At 49.4% G+C, this 20,621-nt stretch carries 10 protein-coding genes and 2 riboswitches; all 10 genes read right to left on the minus strand.

Annotated elements, in window-relative coordinates; all coding sequences use genetic code 11:
* Positions 1–40 precede the first annotated feature (40 nt).
* The 10 genes from fusA to ACN083_RS00560 all read right to left on the minus strand — a co-directional run bounded on the left by fusA (position 41) and on the right by ACN083_RS00560 (position 20,519).
* Positions 41–2,155, minus strand: coding sequence for an elongation factor G (gene fusA, locus ACN083_RS00515; RefSeq protein WP_419100884.1), 2,115 nt, complete (start codon positions 2,153–2,155; stop codon positions 41–43).
* Positions 2,156–2,230: 75 nt separating this feature from the next.
* Positions 2,231–2,701, minus strand: coding sequence for a 30S ribosomal protein S7 (gene rpsG / locus ACN083_RS00520; RefSeq protein ID WP_419100885.1), 471 nt, complete (start codon positions 2,699–2,701; stop codon positions 2,231–2,233).
* On the minus strand, positions 2,701–3,075 hold the full coding sequence (gene rpsL, locus ACN083_RS00525) for a 30S ribosomal protein S12 (RefSeq protein WP_005504939.1): 375 nt from the start codon (positions 3,073–3,075) through the stop codon (positions 2,701–2,703). Before rpsL ends, rpsG begins: the two co-directional genes overlap by 1 nt.
* Before the next feature lie 511 nt (positions 3,076–3,586).
* On the minus strand, positions 3,587–5,668 hold the full coding sequence (locus tag ACN083_RS00530; RefSeq protein WP_419100886.1) for a neutral/alkaline non-lysosomal ceramidase N-terminal domain-containing protein: 2,082 nt from the start codon (positions 5,666–5,668) through the stop codon (positions 3,587–3,589).
* 292 nt (positions 5,669–5,960) lie between these two features.
* The gene (locus ACN083_RS00535) at positions 5,961–9,842 is read right to left on the minus strand and encodes a DNA-directed RNA polymerase subunit beta' (RefSeq protein ID WP_419100887.1); all 3,882 of its coding nucleotides are present in this window, start codon (positions 9,840–9,842) and stop codon (positions 5,961–5,963) included.
* 81 nt (positions 9,843–9,923) lie between these two features.
* Positions 9,924–13,445 (minus strand): DNA-directed RNA polymerase subunit beta, encoded by a 3,522-nt coding sequence (gene rpoB, locus ACN083_RS00540; protein ID WP_419100888.1) that lies wholly within the window; start codon positions 13,443–13,445, stop codon positions 9,924–9,926.
* 278 nt (positions 13,446–13,723) lie between these two features.
* Complete coding sequence (locus ACN083_RS00545) at positions 13,724–15,205, minus strand: L-serine ammonia-lyase (protein WP_419100889.1); 1,482 nt, start codon at positions 15,203–15,205, stop codon at positions 13,724–13,726.
* Positions 15,206–15,421: 216 nt separating this feature from the next.
* Positions 15,422–16,528 carry a glycine cleavage system aminomethyltransferase GcvT gene (gcvT, locus tag ACN083_RS00550; protein WP_419100890.1) on the minus strand — a complete coding sequence of 369 codons (1,107 nt, stop codon included), beginning with the start codon at positions 16,526–16,528 and terminating at the stop codon, positions 15,422–15,424.
* 101 nt (positions 16,529–16,629) lie between these two features.
* Positions 16,630–19,473: an aminomethyl-transferring glycine dehydrogenase gene (gene gcvP, locus ACN083_RS00555; protein ID WP_419100891.1), complete on the minus strand. Its 2,844-nt coding sequence runs from the start codon at positions 19,471–19,473 to the stop codon at positions 16,630–16,632.
* A gap of 50 nt (positions 19,474–19,523) precedes the next feature.
* Positions 19,524–19,634: riboswitch (glycine riboswitch) on the minus strand.
* A riboswitch (glycine riboswitch) is annotated at positions 19,635–19,737 on the minus strand.
* A gap of 128 nt (positions 19,738–19,865) precedes the next feature.
* Positions 19,866–20,519, minus strand: coding sequence for an N-acetyltransferase family protein (locus tag ACN083_RS00560; RefSeq protein ID WP_419100892.1), 654 nt, complete (start codon positions 20,517–20,519; stop codon positions 19,866–19,868).
* Between the last annotated feature and the right edge of the window lie 102 nt (positions 20,520–20,621).

Genomic DNA, 20,621 nt, shown 5'->3' on the forward strand with positions numbered 1-20,621 from the left:
TTCGACTCAATAGTTTAAAGAGCCGGAACTGAGGCAAAAATTATTCGCCGCGGCTCTTCTGAATGATTTCGTCGGCAACAGCCTTCGGAACCTCAGAATAGCTATCGAATGCCATAGAGAATACAGCGCGTCCCTGAGTCTTGGAACGTAGGTCGCCGATGTAACCAAACATTTCGGATAGCGGAACCAATGCATTGACGAGTTTAACGCCAGCTGCATCTTCCATGGACTGAATCTGTCCACGGCGAGAGTTCAAGTCGCCGATAACATCGCCCATGTATTCCTCTGGGGTACGAACTTCAACTGCCATAAGCGGTTCAAGAAGAACAGGGTTAGCGCGCTTAGCGCCTTCCTTGAACACCATAGAACCGGCAATCTTGAAGGCCATTTCAGAGGAGTCAACATCGTGGTATGCACCGTCGATGAGGGTTGCTTTAACACCAACAACAGGGTAACCAGCAAGGATACCAAGCTGCATAGCGTCCTGGATACCAGCGTCAACAGATGGAATGTATTCGCGAGGAACACGACCACCGGTGACGACGTTATCAAACTCGTAAAGCTCTTCAGCGTCAAGAGGAATAGGTTCGAAGGAAACCTGAACCTTAGCGAACTGACCAGAACCACCAGTCTGCTTCTTGTGGGTGTAGTCGACCTTCTCCACAGCTTTCTTGATGGTTTCGCGGTAAGCAACCTGAGGCTTACCGATGTTTGCCTCAACCTTGAATTCACGCTTCATGCGGTCAACCAAGATGTCGAGGTGCAATTCGCCCATACCGCCGATTTCAGTCTGACCGGTTTCATCGTTGAGATTAACGCTGAAGGTGGGGTCTTCTGCTGAAAGCTTCTGAATAGCGGTGGAGAGTTTCTCCTGGTCGCCCTTAGTCTTTGGCTCAATAGCAACAAAGATCACAGGATCAGGGAAGCTCATTGATTCAAGAACGATGGGGTTAGCAGCATCGCAAAGGGTGTCACCAGTGGTGGTGTCCTTCAAACCGATAGCAGCGTAAATGTGTCCTGCCTGAATCTGCTCAACAGGGTTTTCCTTGTTGGAGTGCATCTGGAAGAGCTTACCAATACGCTCTTTACGGCCCTTAGTGGAGTTAAGAACCTGTTCACCCTGAGACGCAGTACCGGAGTACACACGAATATAGGTGAGCTGACCGTAGAACGGGTGTGCTGCAACCTTGAACGCCAATGCAGAGAAAGGCTCAGAAGAAGATGCTTCACGAGTCATTTCAACTTCTTCATCGTTGAGCTTGTGACCGCGAACAGCAGGCACGTCAAGCGGTGAAGGCAAGTAATCAATGACAGCGTCAAGCATAGGCTGAACGCCACGGTTCTTGAATGCAGAACCACAAAGAACAGGGTATGCTTCGTTATTCACGGTGAGCTGACGGATACCAGCTTTGAGTTCTTCAAGGGAAAGTTCGCCTTCTTCAAGGTACTTTTCCATCAGTTCTTCGCTGGACTCTGCAACAGCTTCGATGAGCTCTGCACGGTACTGCTCAGCCTTTTCTTGCAAGTCTGCAGGAATTTCCTGAGTTTCGTAAGAAGCGCCCATGGTCACATCGCCCTTAGCGTCACCAGGCCAGACATATGCCTTCATGGTGAGGAGGTCGATAACACCGAGGAAGTCGTTCTCAGCGCCGATAGGTAGCTGAAGAACCAAAGGACGAGCACCCAAACGCTTGATGATGGTATCTACGGTGAAGTAGAAGTCAGCGCCGAGCTTATCCATCTTGTTCACGAAGCAGATACGGGGAACTTCGTATTTGTCAGCCTGACGCCAAACGGTTTCAGACTGAGGCTCAACACCCTCTTTACCGTCGAACACTGCAACTGCGCCGTCGAGGACGCGCAATGAACGCTCAACCTCAACGGTGAAGTCAACGTGGCCGGGGGTATCGATGATGTTTACCTGATTGTTCTTCCAGAAGCAGGTAGTAGCTGCGGAAGTAATGGTAATACCGCGCTCTTGTTCCTGAGCCATCCAGTCCATGGTGGATGCACCATCGTGGGTTTCACCAATTTTGTGGTTAATACCGGTGTAGAACAAGATACGTTCGGTTGTGGTGGTCTTACCGGCGTCAATATGCGCCATAATACCAATGTTGCGGACCTTCTTGAGGTCTGTAAGCACGTCTAGTGCCACTTGAGTCTCCTCTTATGAGATACTCCGAAAGCCTGCCGGAATACACGAAGTATTCTCGACAGGCATTTCAAAGAATTACCAGCGGTAGTGTGCGAAGGCCTTGTTGGATTCGGCCATCTTGTGAGTGTCTTCGCGACGCTTCACAGCGGCACCGAGACCGTTGGATGCGTCCAAGATCTCATTCATTAGACGCTCAGTCATAGTCTTTTCGCGGCGTAGCTTGGAGAAGCCAACCAACCAGCGAAGAGCAAGAGCAGTTGCACGTCCGGAGCGAACCTCAACAGGAACCTGGTAGGTTGCGCCACCAACACGGCGGGAGCGAACTTCCAAGGAGGGCTTGACGTTGTCCATAGCCTTTTTCAAGGTTGCTACGGGGTCTGCGCCGGTCTTCTGACCTACGCCTTCGAGTGCACCGTAAACGATACGCTCTGCAACAGACTTTTTGCCGTCCTGAAGAACTTTGTTAATAAGCTGGGTAACCAGCGGGGAACCGTAAACAGGATCGTTTACGAGGGGACGCTTTGGAGCGGGACCCTTACGAGGCATTACTTCTTCTCCTTCTTAGCGCCGTAGCGGGAGCGAGCCTGGCCGCGACCCTTAACACCCTGAGTATCCAGAGCACCACGAACGATCTTGTAACGAACACCGGGGAGGTCCTTCACACGACCACCGCGAACAAGCACGATGGAGTGTTCCTGAAGGTTGTGACCTTCACCGGGAATGTAAGCGGTAACTTCAACGCCACCGTTGAGCTTCACACGAGCTACCTTACGGAGTGCAGAGTTAGGCTTCTTCGGGGTGGTGGTGTACACACGAGTGCACACGCCACGCTTCATAGGGTTGCCCTTCAGTGCGGGCGCCTTGGTCTTTACGACCTTGGGAGTCCGGCCCTTACGGACCAGCTGCTGAATTGTAGGCACAATATCTCCTGATTATCGGGTTGGTCTTTCACAACCCTTTCGTCTTTTCACCTCAGTGCAGAGTTCTGCATGATGCATGAGTTATTGAAGCAGATGTATTGGGTATCCTGCGATACGCAATAACGGTAACTTAGTTCAGCGCGTGCAACAAAATTTTATCTGGGCATGCGTAAAAATGGCATTTAGGTATCAGATTAAAAAAACTTAAATCAATACCAAAGGACTGTATCCATACTGCCATTAATTCGAAGCCCACATTAGCTCTGCCGTTCAACGCTGGAATGCGCCGATATAAATGCTTCAAAGGAGCATTAGAGGCACTGAGGCTAAGTACTTCGTATCAAACTATATCGGCTCTAGAGCCCTTAATCTACCTAGATTCAGCTTAATTCCCTATTGTTTATCTCAAACCCCAGAGATTTATCTCACTTAACCCTCGATTAACTTAAAACGAAGAGTGCCACTGCACAAAAGCAGTGGCACTCCCCTGCATCAATCATTTATCGAAAGATTAATACACTCTAAATTCAGAGCTAGTTCCCGTAAAGGGTGAAATCTGCCCCCAACCATTCTTCGAATGACCGTAATACACAATCCGATAGTGTCCAGAAGGAGCCGTTGATGGAACCTCCCAACTAATCGTCACGCGTGACTGAGCAGCCCACTGGCGTTTCCACTCAAAACGAGTGTTCGGATCATTATCGTTTGTAACGTATTCCCAATCATGCCCGTTCCATCGTTGTATCTCAAGATAGCTCCCCTGCTTACGAACACTGTTATTGGGGTGTGCGCCAACAAAATCTGCCGAAACAGTGCCGCCACGCCAAGTATTACGAGGCGCGCGTATTTGCTGACCATAGTATTTTCCAGCACCAGGGGTATCATAAAGAACCTTGCCTTTAGAGCTCTTTGCAGCATAAGGAGTCTGAGGCTTATCCCCCAAGTCTAAGGATACTCCACGCTGCAAAGCAGAACCTACCTCATGCAAACTCTGACGGAAAGCTGGCGCCTCGTAACGACCAAAAATTGTTGCTCCACCCTCATACTGTTGCAGATCATATTCATCGGGAGTTGTCACATAATGGTTATAAGCATTGGTGTAACCTTGCAAAATAATATGAGACTCATCAACGCCAAAGAGTTTTGCCATGTCCTGACGATACTGCACGCCAACAGCACCCGTATATTCACCTGGCAAGCCTAAGATATAGTAGTCGCCAAAACGCATCACCTGGACAGGAAGCTTCTCCTGAACAGCTCCTACCACGCCCACCGCAAGAAGGTGATCTTTAGGATACTGACAAGACTTCAAATCTGGAGAAACAGCATAAACAGCGCGACTCATTGTGTAAAAGAACTTGTTAGCGCCAACGCCTTCACCAAAAATGGGGAGACCTCCGCCACCATCTTCTTCAGAGCCAGAGCCAAAGGACTCCCCCAAAGAAGCACGACACGTACGCTCCGCCTGCCCCGTTCCGGTATATTGAGCGTCCACCGTCATATTACTAAAGTCAAAATACTTCACCGCTGAGCTAAGTCCCTGACCAACAGGTTGCCCTTGACTACGAAGCTGATCACGAACGGCATCGGCCTGTTTTGTTCCTTGAATCTTCATATTCTCAAAAGGAATATCCGTAGGGCCTTTACCTGGCTCAAGCCAAGTATTCGGAGTAACATCACCAGCGTTACTATTAGCAAAAGCAGCGATAAATCCATCGCCTGCACCAGAGTAATGGTCTACACCATGATCTTGGTGTTCTAAAAGCCACTCAGCATACCCTTTATTGTCAGAAGAAATCAGTGTATTGGTTGTAGGTAATGAGGTAGCGTGCACAGCAAACCAGTTAATGACCGCACGTGTTTTGCCACTACGTTCTAGACGCAAAGTTACTGTTGTCGGGTCTACTCCATTCACCAACTTGTTCTTAAGCTCTTGAGGGTCACGTTCAAAAGCAACAGCAGAACGATTAGCGCCAACACCGGTCAGCTGCGAATGAGACACAGTAAGCTGCCCCGGCGCTAAATCTCGGTGAGCAGCATCAATAGCATCCATGATGCCCTCGATAGTCGCATTAAAAGTATCTTCGTGCCATCCGCTTGTCGTGACGTTGTACAGACTATATTTGGTAATACCGCCAGGGGTAGAGTGAGTATGGCTAGCGGTAATCATAATATTTGATTCTCCATACGCATTGCCATACTGCTGTTGCACACGACGGATCACCTCATCACGGACACTCTGAAAAGCAGACAACTGATCCAACACAACAATGAGGTTACGTTCTCCAGTATTCCTATCTTGAATTTCAAACGCACGCGCGTAGGAACGGCTCATTACGCCAGACCCAAGCTGTTTCCCATCTCCATACCCCATGAAACCAACCTCAGCTGGTTCACCGGTGACATCTCCGATACCAGCACCCACAAGATACGGGCTAGAAGAAACATTCTGAGAATGCGAAGACGAAGAATACCAATAATTAGGATGAGCCTGAGCAGGCTCTAGAACAGATAAGGATGCACAAGCTAAAGCCGCACCTACAACCAGCGAACCCGTACGACGAAGCCGTGAAACGGCATGCGAAGATAACACAATAACCCCTAAAAGAAAATTAACGTTAGCGATGTGAGTGATGAATGCTGACCTACACCTAGAGGTAGCAAGCAATAGTTTAGAGCATCCCTTAGGAAAATACCCTGAGCAATCTTCAAAAAATTAATACGTGATACACGAGAACCAGCTATCAGCGCATATCAAACCTATAAACGCCCTACTTATGATTTATCTCTCGAAGAGCATTAAAAACCGGAGGGGTTTCTTCTCTCACTAATGAAAGAAGAAACCCCTCCGGCTGTATCAGGCTAACAAGCCCCCTTTGAAAGGATTATTTACCGAAGTCGTAATCATCCAAAGGAATAGCCTGGAACTCTGCAGAAATAGAACCCTCGTTCTCAGCTGCATAGCTGAAATCGTTGAATCCGCTTGCAGAGACCTGGAAAAGCTGTTCACGTGCTTCGTCAGTAGGCTCAACTTCAATATCGTTGTAGCGAGCCAAACCTGTACCAGCAGGAATGAGCTTACCAATGATGACGTTCTCTTTAAGACCGACCAATGGATCTTCTTTACGTTCCATAGCAGCCTGAGTAAGAACTCGAGTCGTCTCCTGGAAGGACGCAGCAGAAAGCCACGACTCAGTCGCCAAGGACGCCTTCGTAATACCCATCATCTCAGGACGAGCAGAAGCAGGACGCTTACCCTCAGCTACGGCCTTACGGTTCGCAGCTTGGAAGGCAAGGTTCTCTACGAGCTCACCGGGGAGAAGATCAGTTTCACCAGAGTCAATAACGGTCACACGACGAAGCATCTGGCGAACAATCACCTCAACATGCTTATCGTGAATACCTACACCCTGAGAACGGTATACGTCCTGAACCTCATCGACAAGATGCTTACGAGCATGACGAGGACCACGAATACGTAGTACTTCCTTAGGATCAACGGCACCTGCAACCAGCTGATCACCAATCTCGACGTGTTCACCCTCAGTTACGAGCAGACGGGAACGACGAAGAACGGGATAAGCTACAGGTTCGTCACCGTTATCAGGAGTAATCACAACCTTCAAAGCTTTATCAGTATCTTCCATAGAGACACGACCGCTGACCTCAGAAATAGGTGCAACGCCCTTAGGAGTACGTGCTTCAAAGAGCTCCTGAATACGAGGTAGACCCTGAGTAATATCGTCTGCGGTTGCGACACCACCGGTGTGGAAGGTACGCATGGTGAGCTGAGTACCAGGTTCACCAATAGACTGTGCCGCAATAATACCAACAGCTTCACCGATATCTACCAAGTTACCAGAAGCCATAGAACGGCCGTAGCACAAGGCACAGACACCAACAGCAGAGTGGCAGGTCAATACAGAACGAACCTTAACTTGTTCAACGCCAGCCTTGAAAAGCTTGTTGATGACAATATCAGATACGTCAGTACCAGCAGCAGCAAGAATCTCTCCCGAAGCATCTTTGACATCTACTGCCAAAGAACGTCCGTGGATAGCAGTCTCGACCTGTGGGTGCAATTCGTCCCCTGCAGGGGTAACAAGTGGTAGGTCTAGACCTTGGCGTGTACCACAGTCATCTTCACGAACGATAACGTCCTGAGAAACGTCCACCAAACGACGAGTCAAGTAACCAGAGTTTGCAGTACGCAACGCAGTATCAGCAAGGCCCTTACGAGCACCGTGAGTCGCGATGAAGTATTCCAAAACGGACAGGCCTTCACGATATGAAGACTTAATCGGGCGAGGCATAATCTCACCCTTTGGGTTCGACACGAGACCACGGATACCCGCAATCTGACGAACCTGCATCCAGTTACCACGAGCACCAGAAGTCACCATACGGTTAATGGTGGTGTTCAGGTTTGCAAGGTTCTGTTTCATGACTTTAGCAACTTCATCTGTTGCCTGAGTCCAGATCTTAATCAGCTCGGTACGACGCTCGTTATCGCCGATAAGACCCAGATCGAAGTCCTGCTGAATCTTTTCAGCTTTCTGCTCGTAGCCTTCCATAATGGCAGGTTTATCTTTAGGCGCCGCGATATCAGAGATAGCAACGGTCACGCCAGAGCGAGAAGCATAGTAGAAACCAGTGTTCTTGAGCTGATCAAGAGTCTGAGCTACCACGTTCATCGGGTATTTCTCGGCAAGGTCATTAATCAAAGAACCAAGCTGCTTCTTATCTGCGACTTCCCCATACCAAGGGTAATCAGCAGGAAGAGTCTGGTTAAAGATTACTTGACCGACGGTGCATTCAAGAAGAATGCTTCCACCTTGTTCAAAGCCTTCAGGAGTTTCAAAACCTTCTGGAGCAATGAAAGAGTCAAAGTGGATTTTGACCTTAGCGTTGATAGCAATCTGACCCAAGTCCATCGCCATAATAGCTTCTGCCAAGGAAGAGAAGATACGACCTTCGCCGGTTGCGTCTTCTTGAGGTGTGGTCAAATGGAATAGACCAATCACCATATCCTGGTCAGGAACAGCTACTGGACGACCGTCTGAAGGCTTCAAAATGTTATTGGATGAAAGCATCAAAATACGTGCTTCAGCCTGAGCCTCAGGAGATAGTGGCAGGTGAACTGCCATCTGGTCGCCGTCGAAGTCAGCGTTGAACGCGGAGCATACAAGAGGGTGAAGCTGAATAGCTTTACCTTCAACAAGCTGAGGTTCGAACGCCTGAATACCCAAACGGTGCAGGGTAGGTGCACGGTTCAAAAGCACAGGATGCTCAGCAATAACTTCTTCAAGAACGTCCCAGACCTGAGAACGAGAACGCTCAACCATACGCTTAGCAGACTTGATGTTCTGCGCATGGTTGAGGTCTACCAGACGCTTCATCACGAAAGGCTTGAACAGCTCCAACGCCATCTGCTTTGGAAGACCACACTGATGCATTGAAAGCTGGGGGCCACCGACAATAACAGAACGACCAGAGTAATCAACACGCTTACCCAAGAGGTTCTGGCGGAAACGACCCTGCTTACCCTTAAGCATGTCAGAAAGGGACTTCAGAGGACGGTTACCAGGACCAGTAACCGGGCGACCACGACGACCGTTATCGAAGAGCGAATCAACTGCTTCTTGAAGCATGCGCTTTTCGTTATTAACGATAATTTCGGGTGCCCCCAACTCAAGTAGACGCTTGAGACGGTTGTTACGGTTAATCACACGACGGTAGAGGTCGTTGAGGTCAGAGGTTGCAAAACGTCCACCGTCAAGCTGCACCATCGGACGCAATTCTGGAGGAATCACAGGAACAACTTCAAGAACCATACCCAAAGGTGAGTTTGTGGTGCTCAAGAAGGAGTTAACAACCTTCAGACGCTTCAGCGCACGAGTCTTACGCTGACCCTTACCAGTCTGAATAATCTCTTTGAGAGCTTCAGCTTCTGCTTCAAGGTCGAAAGATTCTAGGCGGGAACGAATAGCCTCAGCACCCATGGAACCTTCAAAGTACATGCCGTACTTATCAACCATGGCACGGTAGAGAGCTTCATCGCCTTCAAGGTCAGCAACCTTCAAAGACTTGAAACGATCCCAAACTTTTTGCTCAAACTCGATTTCGCGATCAGCATTTTTACGAACAGATGCCATCTGACGTTCTGCTTGGTCACGGAGTTTACGCTTCTCTGCTGCTTTTCCGCCTTCAGCTTCAATGCGTGCAAGTTCTTCTTCCGTCTCACGAGCAATGAGATTAATATCTGCATCACGTTGAGCTTCCAAAGCTTTCTTGTCACGTTCGAAAGCTGCCTCAAGGTTTGGAAGATCGTCGTGACGGCCTTCCTCATCCACAGAGGTAATCATGTACGCGGCAAAGTAGATAATCTTTTCAAGATCTTTAGGAGCAAGATCAAGCAGGTAACCAAGGCGTGAAGGAACACCCTTGAAGTACCAGATGTGAGTCACAGGAGCAGCAAGCTGAATGTGCCCCATACGTTCACGGCGAACTTTAGCGCGGGTTACCTCAACGCCACAGCGTTCACAGATAATTCCCTTAAAGCGTACGCGCTTGTATTTGCCACAGTAGCATTCCCAGTCCCTGGTAGGACCGAAAATACGCTCGTCGAAAAGACCCTCTTTTTCGGGCTTTAGGGTTCGGTAGTTAATGGTTTCGGGCTTCTTGACCTCACCATAAGACCAGCTGCGGATATCATCAGCGGTGGCCAGGCCAATACGCATCAAACCGAGTGAAGATTCGTTGGACATTTGGTCCTTATCTCTTTTCAGTAGTTGTGAAGACTAATTTTCGTAGAAATGATGAACAGGTATATCTACCTCGTGAAAGGGCTAGACCTCTTCCACAGAGTTAGGCTCTGCGTGAGATAGGTCGATACCTAGATCATCTGCTGCACGGAAGCCTTCGTCTTCAGCATCGCGCATTTCAATGGTCTTACCGTCAGTTGAAAGGACTTCAACGTTCAGGCAGAGGGACTGCATTTCTTTGATGAGCACCTTGAAGGATTCAGGAACACCAGGTTCTGGAATGTTCTCGCCCTTGACGATTGCCTCATAGACCTTCACACGACCGTGAACATCGTCAGACTTGATGGTCAAGATTTCCTGAAGGGTGTATGCGGCGCCGTATGCTTCAAGCGCCCACACTTCCATCTCACCAAAACGCTGACCACCGAACTGTGCTTTACCACCGAGCGGCTGCTGAGTAATCATGGAGTACGGACCAGTCGAACGTGCGTGAATCTTGTCATCCACTAGGTGGTGAAGTTTCAAGATGTACTGGTAACCCACCGAAACGGGTTCGGGGAAGCGTTCACCAGAACGACCATCATAGAGGTTTGCTTTACCGCTACGGTTGATCAGACGTTCACCGTCACGGTTCGGGTTGGAGTGATCCAACAAGTCAAAGAGCTCAACTTCGTCTGCACCATCGAATACGGGGGTGGAGACCTTAGTGGGGCCACTTTCCTTCGGGAAGTTCGGAAGGTTCTTCAACCATGATGGGTTGCCTTCAATCTTCCAACCTTGTTTCGCCAACCAACCGGTGTGAACCTCAAGAACCTGACCGATGTTCATACGACCAGGAACGCCCAAGGGGTTCAAGATGACGTCGATAGGGGTACCGTCTTCCATGAAGGGCATATCTTCAACGGGAAGAATCTTTGTAATAACACCCTTGTTACCGTGACGACCTGCAAGCTTATCGCCCACAGTAATCTTGCGCTTTTGAGCCACGTAAACGCGTACCAGCTGGTTAACACCTGAAGGTAGTGCGTCATCGTCATCGGTGTTGCTGTCTCGGTCAAAGGTACGAACAGCGATAACGGTACCTGATTCGCCGTGAGGAACCTTCAAAGAGGTGTCACGAACTTCACGAGATTTCTCGCCGAAGATTGCACGAAGGAGTCGCTCTTCGGGGGTTAGTTCAGTTTCGCCCTTAGGGGTCACTTTACCAACGAGAATATCGCCGGATTCAACTTCAGCACCGATATGGATGATACCGCGCTCGTCGAGAGCAGAGAGAACTTCTTCAGAGACGTTGGGGATGTCGCGAGTAATTTCTTCTGCACCGAGCTTGGTGTCGCGTGCGTCAATTTCGTGTTCTTCGATGTGAATTGACGTCAGCACGTCATCAGAAATCATGCGCTGGGACAGGATGATACCGTCCTCAAAGTTGAAGCCTTCCCAAGACATGTATGCCACGAGGAGGTTCTTACCCAATGCCAATTCGCCGTTGTCGGTTGAAGGACCGTCAGCGATAAGTCCCTGAGCTTCAACGCGGTCTCCGGCACGAACGATAACACGGTGGTTATAGCAGTTACCGGGGTTTGAACGCTTGAACTTAGAAATGGGGTATGAGGAGGTTGTACCATCGTCGTTGCGAACGATGACGAGGTCTGCAGAGACCTCAGATACGACACCGGCTTTACGCGCTAGAACAGAATCTCCAGAGTCGATTGCTGCATAGCGTTCCATACCGGTACCAACGACGGGCGCTTCGGAGACGAGCAACGGAACAGCCTGACGCTGCATGTTTGCACCCATCAACGCGCGGTTTGCGTCGTCGTGTTCGAGGTAAGGAATCAATGCGGTTGCAACAGAAACCATCTGGCGTGGTGAAACGTCCATGTATTCAACGTCTGTTGCGTCTACCAGCACAGCTTCACCGGAGCCATCGCCAGCACGGCACAGGACGGTAGCTTCAGCAAAGTGTAGGTCTTCGGTCAAAGGCGCATTTGCCTGAGCAATAGTAGTGCCTTTTTCGTCATCTGCAGTGAGGTATTCAACCTCATTGGTGACCTGACCGTTGACGACTCGACGGTAAGGGGTTTCGATGAACCCGAAGGGGTTGATACGTCCATATGTTGCCAAAGAACCAATCAGACCAATGTTGGGGCCTTCAGGGGTTTCGATGGGGCACATACGTCCGTAGTGTGAGGGGTGAACGTCTCGAACTTCCATACCTGCACGGTCACGTGAAAGACCGCCAGGGCCTAGCGCAGAAAGACGACGCTTATGGGTCAAACCGGCTAGAGGGTTGTTCTGGTCCATGAACTGTGACAGCTGAGAAGTACCGAAGAACTCTTTAATGGAAGCTACCACGGGACGGATGTTGATAAGTGTCTGAGGAGTGATTGCTTCAACGTCCTGAGTTGTCATGCGTTCACGAACAACTCGTTCCATACGAGAAAGACCAGTACGAATCTGGTTTTCAATCAATTCTCCAACAGCGCGGATACGACGGTTACCAAAGTGGTCGATGTCGTCGGTATCAACACGGATTTCTACGGGCTTTCCGTCACGTACGCCAGAGATGGTCTTACCGCCAGCATGCAAAGTGACGAGGTAGCGAATCATCGCTGCAATGTCGTCTTGGCTGAGCACCATAGCTGATGGGTCAGTAAGAGGAGTTTCAACACCAAGTTTGCGATTTACCTTGTAACGACCAACCTTTGCAAGGTCATAACGTTTAGGTGTGAAGTACATGTTGTCCAGAAGGTTCTGGGCAGCGTCAACCGTTGGAGGTTCGCCGGGACGAAGTTTACGGTAGATATCGAGTAGAGCTTCGTCGCGAGTCTGCACGGTGTCTTTTTCTAGGGTTGCGCGAATGGCGTCAAATTCACCAAATTCTTCAAGAATTTTTGCTTCGCTCCAGCCTAGAGCTTTAAGGAGCACCGTAACGGACTGTTTACGTTTGCGGTCAAGACGTACGCCAACCTGGTCACGCTTATCAATTTCTAGCTCAAACCATGCACCGCGGGAGGGAATGATTTTTGCTGTGTAGATATCTTTATCAGAAGTACGGTCTACGGACTTCTCAAAGTATGCGCCAGGAGAGCGAACCAGCTGAGATACAACGACACGTTCGGTGCCGTTGATGACGAACGTACCAGAGTCGGTCATGAGCGGGAAATCACCCATGAACACGGTCTGCTGTTTAATCTCGCCGGTGTTGTTGTTCATGAATTCTGCTTTAACGTACAACGGCGCAGAGTAGGTCGCATCGCGATCTTTGCACTGCTCCATGGTGTACTTTGGTTCAGCAAATTCAGGTTCGGAGAACGATAGGGACATCGTTCCTTGGAAATCTTCAATCGGAGAAATTTCGTCAAAGATTTCAGCAAGCCCCGAAACGGGTTGTACTGAGGTGTCTCCTGTTTCTGCTGCTTCTGCTACGCGTTGCGCCCAGCGTTCGTTACCGATGAGGGCGTCAAAGCTGTTGGTTTGCAGGGCAAGCAAATCAGGAACCTGCAGCGGCTCAGAAATCTTTGCAAATGAAATTCGGCTTGGTGTACCTAAACGGTTCACTGCGCCGTTAGCGGCTTCGTTATTAGAGGTGCTCGAGGCGACCAAGTTGGATCCTTCCACAGACCTGTCTGTTTCATATTCGCTGTCCCAGAAAACATAGTAAAACCGTGGAAAAGAACCGCAACGCACGAGGCGCATGAGACTTCGGGTGTTGGGAACTTTTAGGAACGAAATACTTGTTTTTGCTCTGTTTCACCCATGCCCACCGCTATATGAAGGCAGAAAGGTTATGGATAGCGTAAGTATTCACAATACAGCAAGAAAAAACTAAAGTCCATACAACCATCACGGAAAATATGCAACTTTTCTTTTTGATGGTGTACCTAACATTCCACAACGTTCACGGCTAGGCCACCCATAGATGTCTCTTTATACCGATGACTCATATCCTCACCAGTTTGACGCATTGTTTCAATGACTTGATCCAAAGACACTCGATGCTCACCATCGCCACGAAGCGCCATACGAGCAGCATTAATCGCTTTAGCAGCAGCCATCGCATTACGCTCAATACACGGTATCTGCACCAAACCACCTACAGGATCACACGTCAAACCGAGATTATGTTCCATGGCAATCTCTGCAGCGTTCTCAATCTGTTCATTACTACCGCCCATCACCTGAGCCAACCCCGCAGCAGCCATTGAAGATGCCGTACCGACTTCTCCCTGGCACCCCACCTCAGCACCAGAAATTGAAGCTCGTTTCTTATATAAAGCGCCGATAGCAGAAGCACATAAGAAGAAGTCAACAATGAGTTGTTCGCGCTTAGCGACACCGCATGTACGAACACCCGGAAGATAGTTCAACGCATAGTGCAAAACAGCAGGAATAATACCCGAAGCTCCATTCGTTGGAGCTGTCACCACCCTGCCACCAAAAGCATTCTCTTCGTTAACAGCCAAAGCCATCAAGTTCACCCAGTCAATAGCAAACTCAGGGCTCTTTTGAGGGTCTTCCGCCAATAAATCACGATGCCAAGCTGCGGCACGGCAACGAACCTTTAACTCTCCTGGCAAATACCCCATACGAGACAGTGAAGAACCAATACATTCTTTCATCACTCGATGAATGGCTAAAATGCCCTGACGAATCTCATCTTCAGAACGAGCCGAAAGCTCATTACACATCTTCAGCTGAGCGATAGATAGCCCTGCCTTATTTGCCAAACGCACCAGCTCTTCACCAGAGCCGAAAGGATAAGGCGCATTCTCGAGCCCAGAAGAATCATCGAGGGTTTCGTTTTCTTCAACGATGAACCCTCCACCAATAGAAAAATAGGTACGTTCAAGGAGAAGACCGGAAGTATCATAAGCTGCAATTTTAACGCCGTTTGTATGCCTCGCTAAAACAGTCAACGGACGTAGCGTCATATCAGATTCACGATATTTCACAACCGGACCATAACATAACGGCTCGTGGGGCTGAGGAGCACCATCGTGATAAGAACGAGAGGGAAAACCCGCTAACGGCAAAATACCATCACGTTGGTTATCTGCCATCATCCGTTCGGCTTGAGCAATGTTAATAGTCTCTGGAACAAAACCTGCACAACCTTTGAGAACGGCACTCATCGTACCGTGACCGGCACCAGTTGCGGCTAACGAACCATAAAGATCCACGTGTATACGCGAAACGCTCTGAAATTTTCCCGTATCAATGAGCTCTGCGATAAAACGGTTTGCTGCTCTCATCGGCCCTACCGTGTGGGAAGAGGAAGGCCCGATACCAATAGAAAATAATTCAAAAACAGAAATATCGTAGTTTAATGATTCAGCTTGTATCTGTTCATCGCTAATGTTCATCCTGTGAGATTTCCTTTTTCTGTGCACTTTTAGCAGCGTTCAACGCGCTAAAACATCAACCTCTTACGGGGGATAATAAGAGGAAACTGTAAAAGCTTGATGAACGTTCCATCACACAGGATGGAGTGGGAATACGCAGATCAAGCTTCTACAGTTCTACAAGATAAGAGTCTCTACCAAGAAACTTTTATCCGGTTATGAAGGTGAACCCACATATTATCGGCGATAAAACGGAACAGCAACCACATCAAATGGTGCTCGTTTACCGCGAATATCAACCTCTACAGTGGTTCCTTCATGTGCGTAGGAGCTCTCCACTAATGCCATCGCAATCGGATGCCCCAATGTTGGTGAGGGAATACCTGAGGTAACATATCCGATGTTCTTCTCGCCATCCATCAGTTGAGAGTCAGCGCGTGCAGGACGTTTTTGCTGTGCTTTAAGCCCCACGAGAGAACGTTGAGGCGGTGTTTGAGATAGCACACTCAACGCCTGACGGCCTACAAAGTCACTGCTCTTTTTCTCTAATGCGATATCGACTAAACGTCCTAGACCAGACTCATAAGGAGTGATGTCTAGGCCTAGTTCATGACCGTATAAAGGCATACCAGCTTCTAGACGCAACGAGTCGCGCGCTGCTAAACCAGCAGGAATCATCTCGAAAGATTTGCCGGCGCTCATGGCAGCCGACCATAATGCGCTAGCTTGGTCTGCTGGCACATAAATTTCGAAGCCGTCTTCTCCGGTATATCCGGTGCGAGCTAACAGTACAGAAATTCCGGATAAGCTCAACGGTGTTGCAGCATAATATTTCAGTTCACGTACCGATTGAGGGTCGCTTGGCTCCATGGCCAGAATAATCTCTTCAGCTTGTGGTCCTTGCACCGCAACCAAAGCGGTATCTTCAGATTCGTTGACTAGTTCCACCTCAAACCCTGCAGTACGTTCGAGTAACGTCTGATAATCTACCTCTACGTTCGAGGCATTAGGAACAACAAGGAACTCATCCTCAGCTAGCCGGTAAGTGATGAGGTCATCGATAATGCCGCCGTCTTCGTTGACCAGAATCGAGTATTTGGCTTTACCAACTTTGAGAATGCTCATGTTCGAGACCAGAGCATAATCTAAAAATGCTGCAGCGTCTGGTCCGCTCACACGGAATTCACCCATATGTGAAAGATCGAATAGGCCTGCATGCTGGCGTACAGCGTGATGTTCTTGGACATCATTAGTGTATTTTACGGGCATATCCCAGCCACCAAAATCGGTAAAGGTAGCGCCTAATGCGAGGTGTTCTTCGTGTAGTGGTGTTTTCTTGGTCATGTTTGATACATCTTTCTTAACAGATATGGTTCAGGGGTGGGGCAAACACCGTTATCTGCCCCACCTCATCGATATTTTTGAGCCGGTTCGCCCCGCTAGTGTCATTCAGAAGCAGATGATTCCATCTCAAAGGCTTCCATCGGCGGGCACTGGCAAATAAGGTTACGGTCGCCACCGGCACCATCGATACGTCCTACCGAAGGGAAGTATTTTTGATGGTGCAAAGAAGGCACAGGATACGCAGCCTCCGAACGAGAGTAGGCCCTATCCCAGATATCTGCTGTGACAACCTCAACGGTATGTGGAGCATTGCGCAAAAGTGATTCTTCAACACTCACTTTTCCGCTGATGACATGCTGAATCTCATCATAAATACAGCTCATTGCTTCAATGAAACGGTCGAGCTCTTGAAGATCCTCAGATTCTGTTGGCTCAACCATCAAAGTTCCAGGAACAGGGAACGCCAAGGTCGGTGCATGGAATCCGTAATCCATGAGACGTTTACAGATGTCTTCGGCAGTGACGCCGCTAGCCGCGGTTAGCTCACGCACGTCGAGAATGCATTCATGTGCCACTAGGCCATGATCGCCGGTATAGAGTACCGGATATTTGTCGCCCAGCTTTTTAGCAATGTAGTTCGCATTAACAATGGCAGTTTCGGAGCTAGAACGAAGCCCTTGAGCACCACTCATAGCAATATACATCCACGAGATGGGCAGTACCCCCGCAGAACCGTACATCGCTTGAGAAATCGGTAAGGGCGAAGACTCTTTATCGTTGTGGTAGGCGTTAGTCGGCAAGTAGGGTGCGAGGTGTTCTCTCACACCGATAGGGCCGACACCAGGGCCTCCTCCGCCGTGAGGAATAGCGAAAGTTTTGTGAAGGTTCAGATGTGATACGTCTCCCCCGAATCGGCCGGGTTGGGATAGGCCCATCTGCGCGTTAAGGTTTGCACCGTCCACGTATACTTGTCCGCCGGCTTCGTGAACAAGCTGGCAGACTTCAACAACTTGTTCTTCAAATACACCATGAGTTGACGGGTAGGTAATCATCATTGCGGCGATAGTGTCACCGTATTTTTCAATTTTGGCGCGGAGGTCCGCCACATCGATAGAGCCATCTTCTGCCGTAGCTACACCAGCAACAGAAAGTCCAGCCAGAGCGGCAGAAGCAGCATTAGTGCCATGAGCAGATAACGGGATCAGGACGACGTTGCGTTGTTCTTCTCCACGCGTTTGGTGGTAAGAACGAATAGCGCGTAGCCCTGCATATTCTCCAGATGCACCAGAGTTTGGTTGCATGGACAGAGCATCGTATCCGGTAATTTCGACGAGCCATGCAGAGAGCTCCTCGATGAGCTCTAACCAGCCTTGAGCTTGTTCGATGGGCACGAGCGGGTGGATACCAGCAAATTCTGGCCAAGAGATAGGCTCCATCTCGGCGGCAGAGTTGAGTTTCATCGTGCAAGAGCCAAGAGGAATCATGGTGCGGTCGAGAGCAAGGTCTTTATCGGAGAGCTTGCGCAGGTAACGCATCATGGCAGTTTCTGAACGGTAACTATGGAACACCGGATGCTGCATGTAGTCTTCATCGCGTAGCAGTTCAGCAGGCATGGGGTATTGTTCTTCTGCGCTCTCTTCTACGAGAGTTCCGCCGAGTGCTTCCACAAGGCTCCGTAGAGTGTCTTCATCATGAGATTCACCGACGGAGATGCTGATACGGTCACTGTTGATTTTACGAATGTTGATGCCGGCTTCAAGCGCAGCAGCAACGAGTTCGTCAGCACGTGATGGTGCGTCAAAGGCGACGGTATCAAAGAAATCTTCGTGAACAAGTGTGAGTCCAGTGGAGCGTAGAGAGTCAGCGATACGTGATGCGTTGCGGTGCAGACGACGAGCAATCTCGCGGAGTCCCTCTGGCCCGTGATAGAGAGCGTAGGCTCCAGCGACAATGGCGAGTAGAGCCTGTGCAGTACAAATGTTGCTGGTTGCTTTTTCACGGCGGATGTGCTGTTCACGAGTTTGTAGCGCAAGACGATAGGCGGGTTTTCCGGCGGTGTCTTGTGATACTCCGACCAGACGCCCCGGTAAAGTTCGTTCCATGCCTTTACGTGTTGCCATGAAGGCTGCGTGAGGTCCACCAAAAAAGAATGGTAGGCCGAAGCGTTGCGTGTTACCGACACAAATATCTGCACCCAGTTCGCCGGGTGATTGTAGCAGTGTCAAGGCAAGTAGGTCTGCGGTGATAGTGACGAGCGCTTGTCGTTGATGGGCTTGGTCGATGAGTTCTTTAACGTTTCGGATTTGTCCATCATGGCTGGGGTATGCGAGAACGATACCGTAAAGGTCGCCTTCTGGAAGTCCTTGAGAGAAGTCGGTTACGACCATGGGGATGTTGAGGGCTTCTACGCGTCCTCGAACGACAGAAAGAGTTTGGGGTAGGCAGCGGGAGTCGATAGCGAAGAAACCGTTTTTGACTTTACGGTTAGCTCGGTGCATCATCACAACTGCTTCTGCTGTAGCAGTTGCTTCGTCCAAGAGTGATGCGTTGGCAATGTCTAGTCCGGTCAGTTCCATGACCGTGTTTTGGAAGTTTAGTAATGCTTCTAGACGCCCTTGTGATATTTCAGGCTGATAAGGGGTGTAGCTGGTGTACCAGCCGGGGTTTTCGAGGATATTTCGACGTAGTACCGCAGGGGTGACACTGTCGTAGTAACCGGCACCAATCATCTGGGTTTTGAGAATGTTATGGGATGCGTATTCTCGGAGTTTTTTGTGGGATTGTTCTTCGCTGAGAGGTTCAGGGAGGTTGAGGTCCTGTTCCATACGAATATTTGCTGGTACGACGTCTGCGATAAGTGCTGAGAGCGAATCGTAGCCGATGGTATTCAGCATGGTGTGCAGGTCTTCAGATCGTGGCCCGAGGTGACGGTCGATAAATGGCATGGGATATTCTCCTGGTCTGATTGCACCTCAAATGTGAGAGTGCGCTAAGACCTCCCCGCTCTGTTTCTGACCTGAGAGTTTTCGTCTGTGTTGATGTGTCGGTGCATTAACACAGTTTTGCCCCTTCGGTGGAGAATGGTGTTTTCTCCTCTTCAGAGTTGCCTGGCTCAGCGGTACTTTGTGCCTGAGAGTTTCCCGGGGAGGATTTGCTCCTTCGGCGCCACCTCATTTGGTGTTATTGGTGGTCTCTCCCGCTGCGCATAACAGCAATACTTTTATTAAAAGTCTGCCACATCACACCTAAAAAATATATGCTTTTTTGGTCGTGTTTTTGTATTCGACACCTTATGTCGCTATTAGCGGGAGTAGAATTCGTTATCCTCTCACCAAAATTAGTGTGTAGATGGTGCTACGGAAGGAAGATTCTCGTCGATGAGACTCACGGGAGCCGGATGCCACATACCGAGAGCAGGTTTTCCGCCTTTGAAAGCACCGAGTTCTGTAAACCCGTGACGTCGATAGAGAGAAGCGCTACGGTAGGTCGACGCTTCTAGATAAGAGCCGTATTGACCGGTACGTGCTAAGCGATAGTCAAGCAGTGCACTACCTGCCCCGCAAGAGCGGGCAGATTCGTGAACGCCGATGGTGTATAGGTACCAGTGTTCGAAAGCTGGTCGAGCACGTAAAAGCTTTATTTCTGTTACGACGGCGCTAAAGAGTGAACGCCCTAAGAGTTTCGCATATTGAGGTAGGGCACGCAGGTCTGCCAGTAGGTTACCTTTTTGCCCTTCAGGGCTGAGCCAGAGTGCGGCCCCAAGGATTGTGTCATTTTCGTCGACGGCGATGTCTATTTTGCCTTTAGAAGCGTAGGTGTTACGAATTTGGAACTCGAAGAGCTCACGTATTTTATCTGCTTGATGAGTTCCGCCCATGGCGTGGCTCATGACGGGGTCGTGTTCAAAAGCGTTTGTCAGTGCTTCGATAGCGCCTGCGTAGTCGGCTTCTGTTGCTTCACGGACGGTAAAATGACGATTTTTTTCTGACATATCCGATTTTCCCCTCAGGTATCTTTACCGACATTCTATATACCAAAGGGGGTGAGTTGCTTGTAGTGTAGCCGTCTTTAGTTCGTGTTGTGATAGGTATCT

The sequence above is a fragment of the Rothia sp. CCM 9418 genome, assembly GCF_048512825.1.
Taxonomy (GTDB): Bacteria; Actinomycetota; Actinomycetes; order Actinomycetales; family Micrococcaceae; genus Rothia.

Excerpts from the sequence above, each read along its gene's own strand:
- gcvT (WP_419100890.1), bottom strand. The coding sequence starts at position 16,528 with ATGACCAAGAAAACACCACTACACGAAGAACACCTCGCATTAGGCGCT.
- rpsG (WP_419100885.1), bottom strand. The coding sequence starts at position 2,701 with ATGCCTCGTAAGGGTCCCGCTCCAAAGCGTCCCCTCGTAAACGATCCT.
- gcvP (WP_419100891.1), bottom strand. The coding sequence starts at position 19,473 with ATGCCATTTATCGACCGTCACCTCGGGCCACGATCTGAAGACCTGCAC.
- ACN083_RS00560 (WP_419100892.1), bottom strand. The coding sequence starts at position 20,519 with ATGTCAGAAAAAAATCGTCATTTTACCGTCCGTGAAGCAACAGAAGCC.
- ACN083_RS00545 (WP_419100889.1), bottom strand. The coding sequence starts at position 15,205 with ATGAACATTAGCGATGAACAGATACAAGCTGAATCATTAAACTACGAT.
- ACN083_RS00535 (WP_419100887.1), bottom strand. The coding sequence starts at position 9,842 with ATGTCCAACGAATCTTCACTCGGTTTGATGCGTATTGGCCTGGCCACC.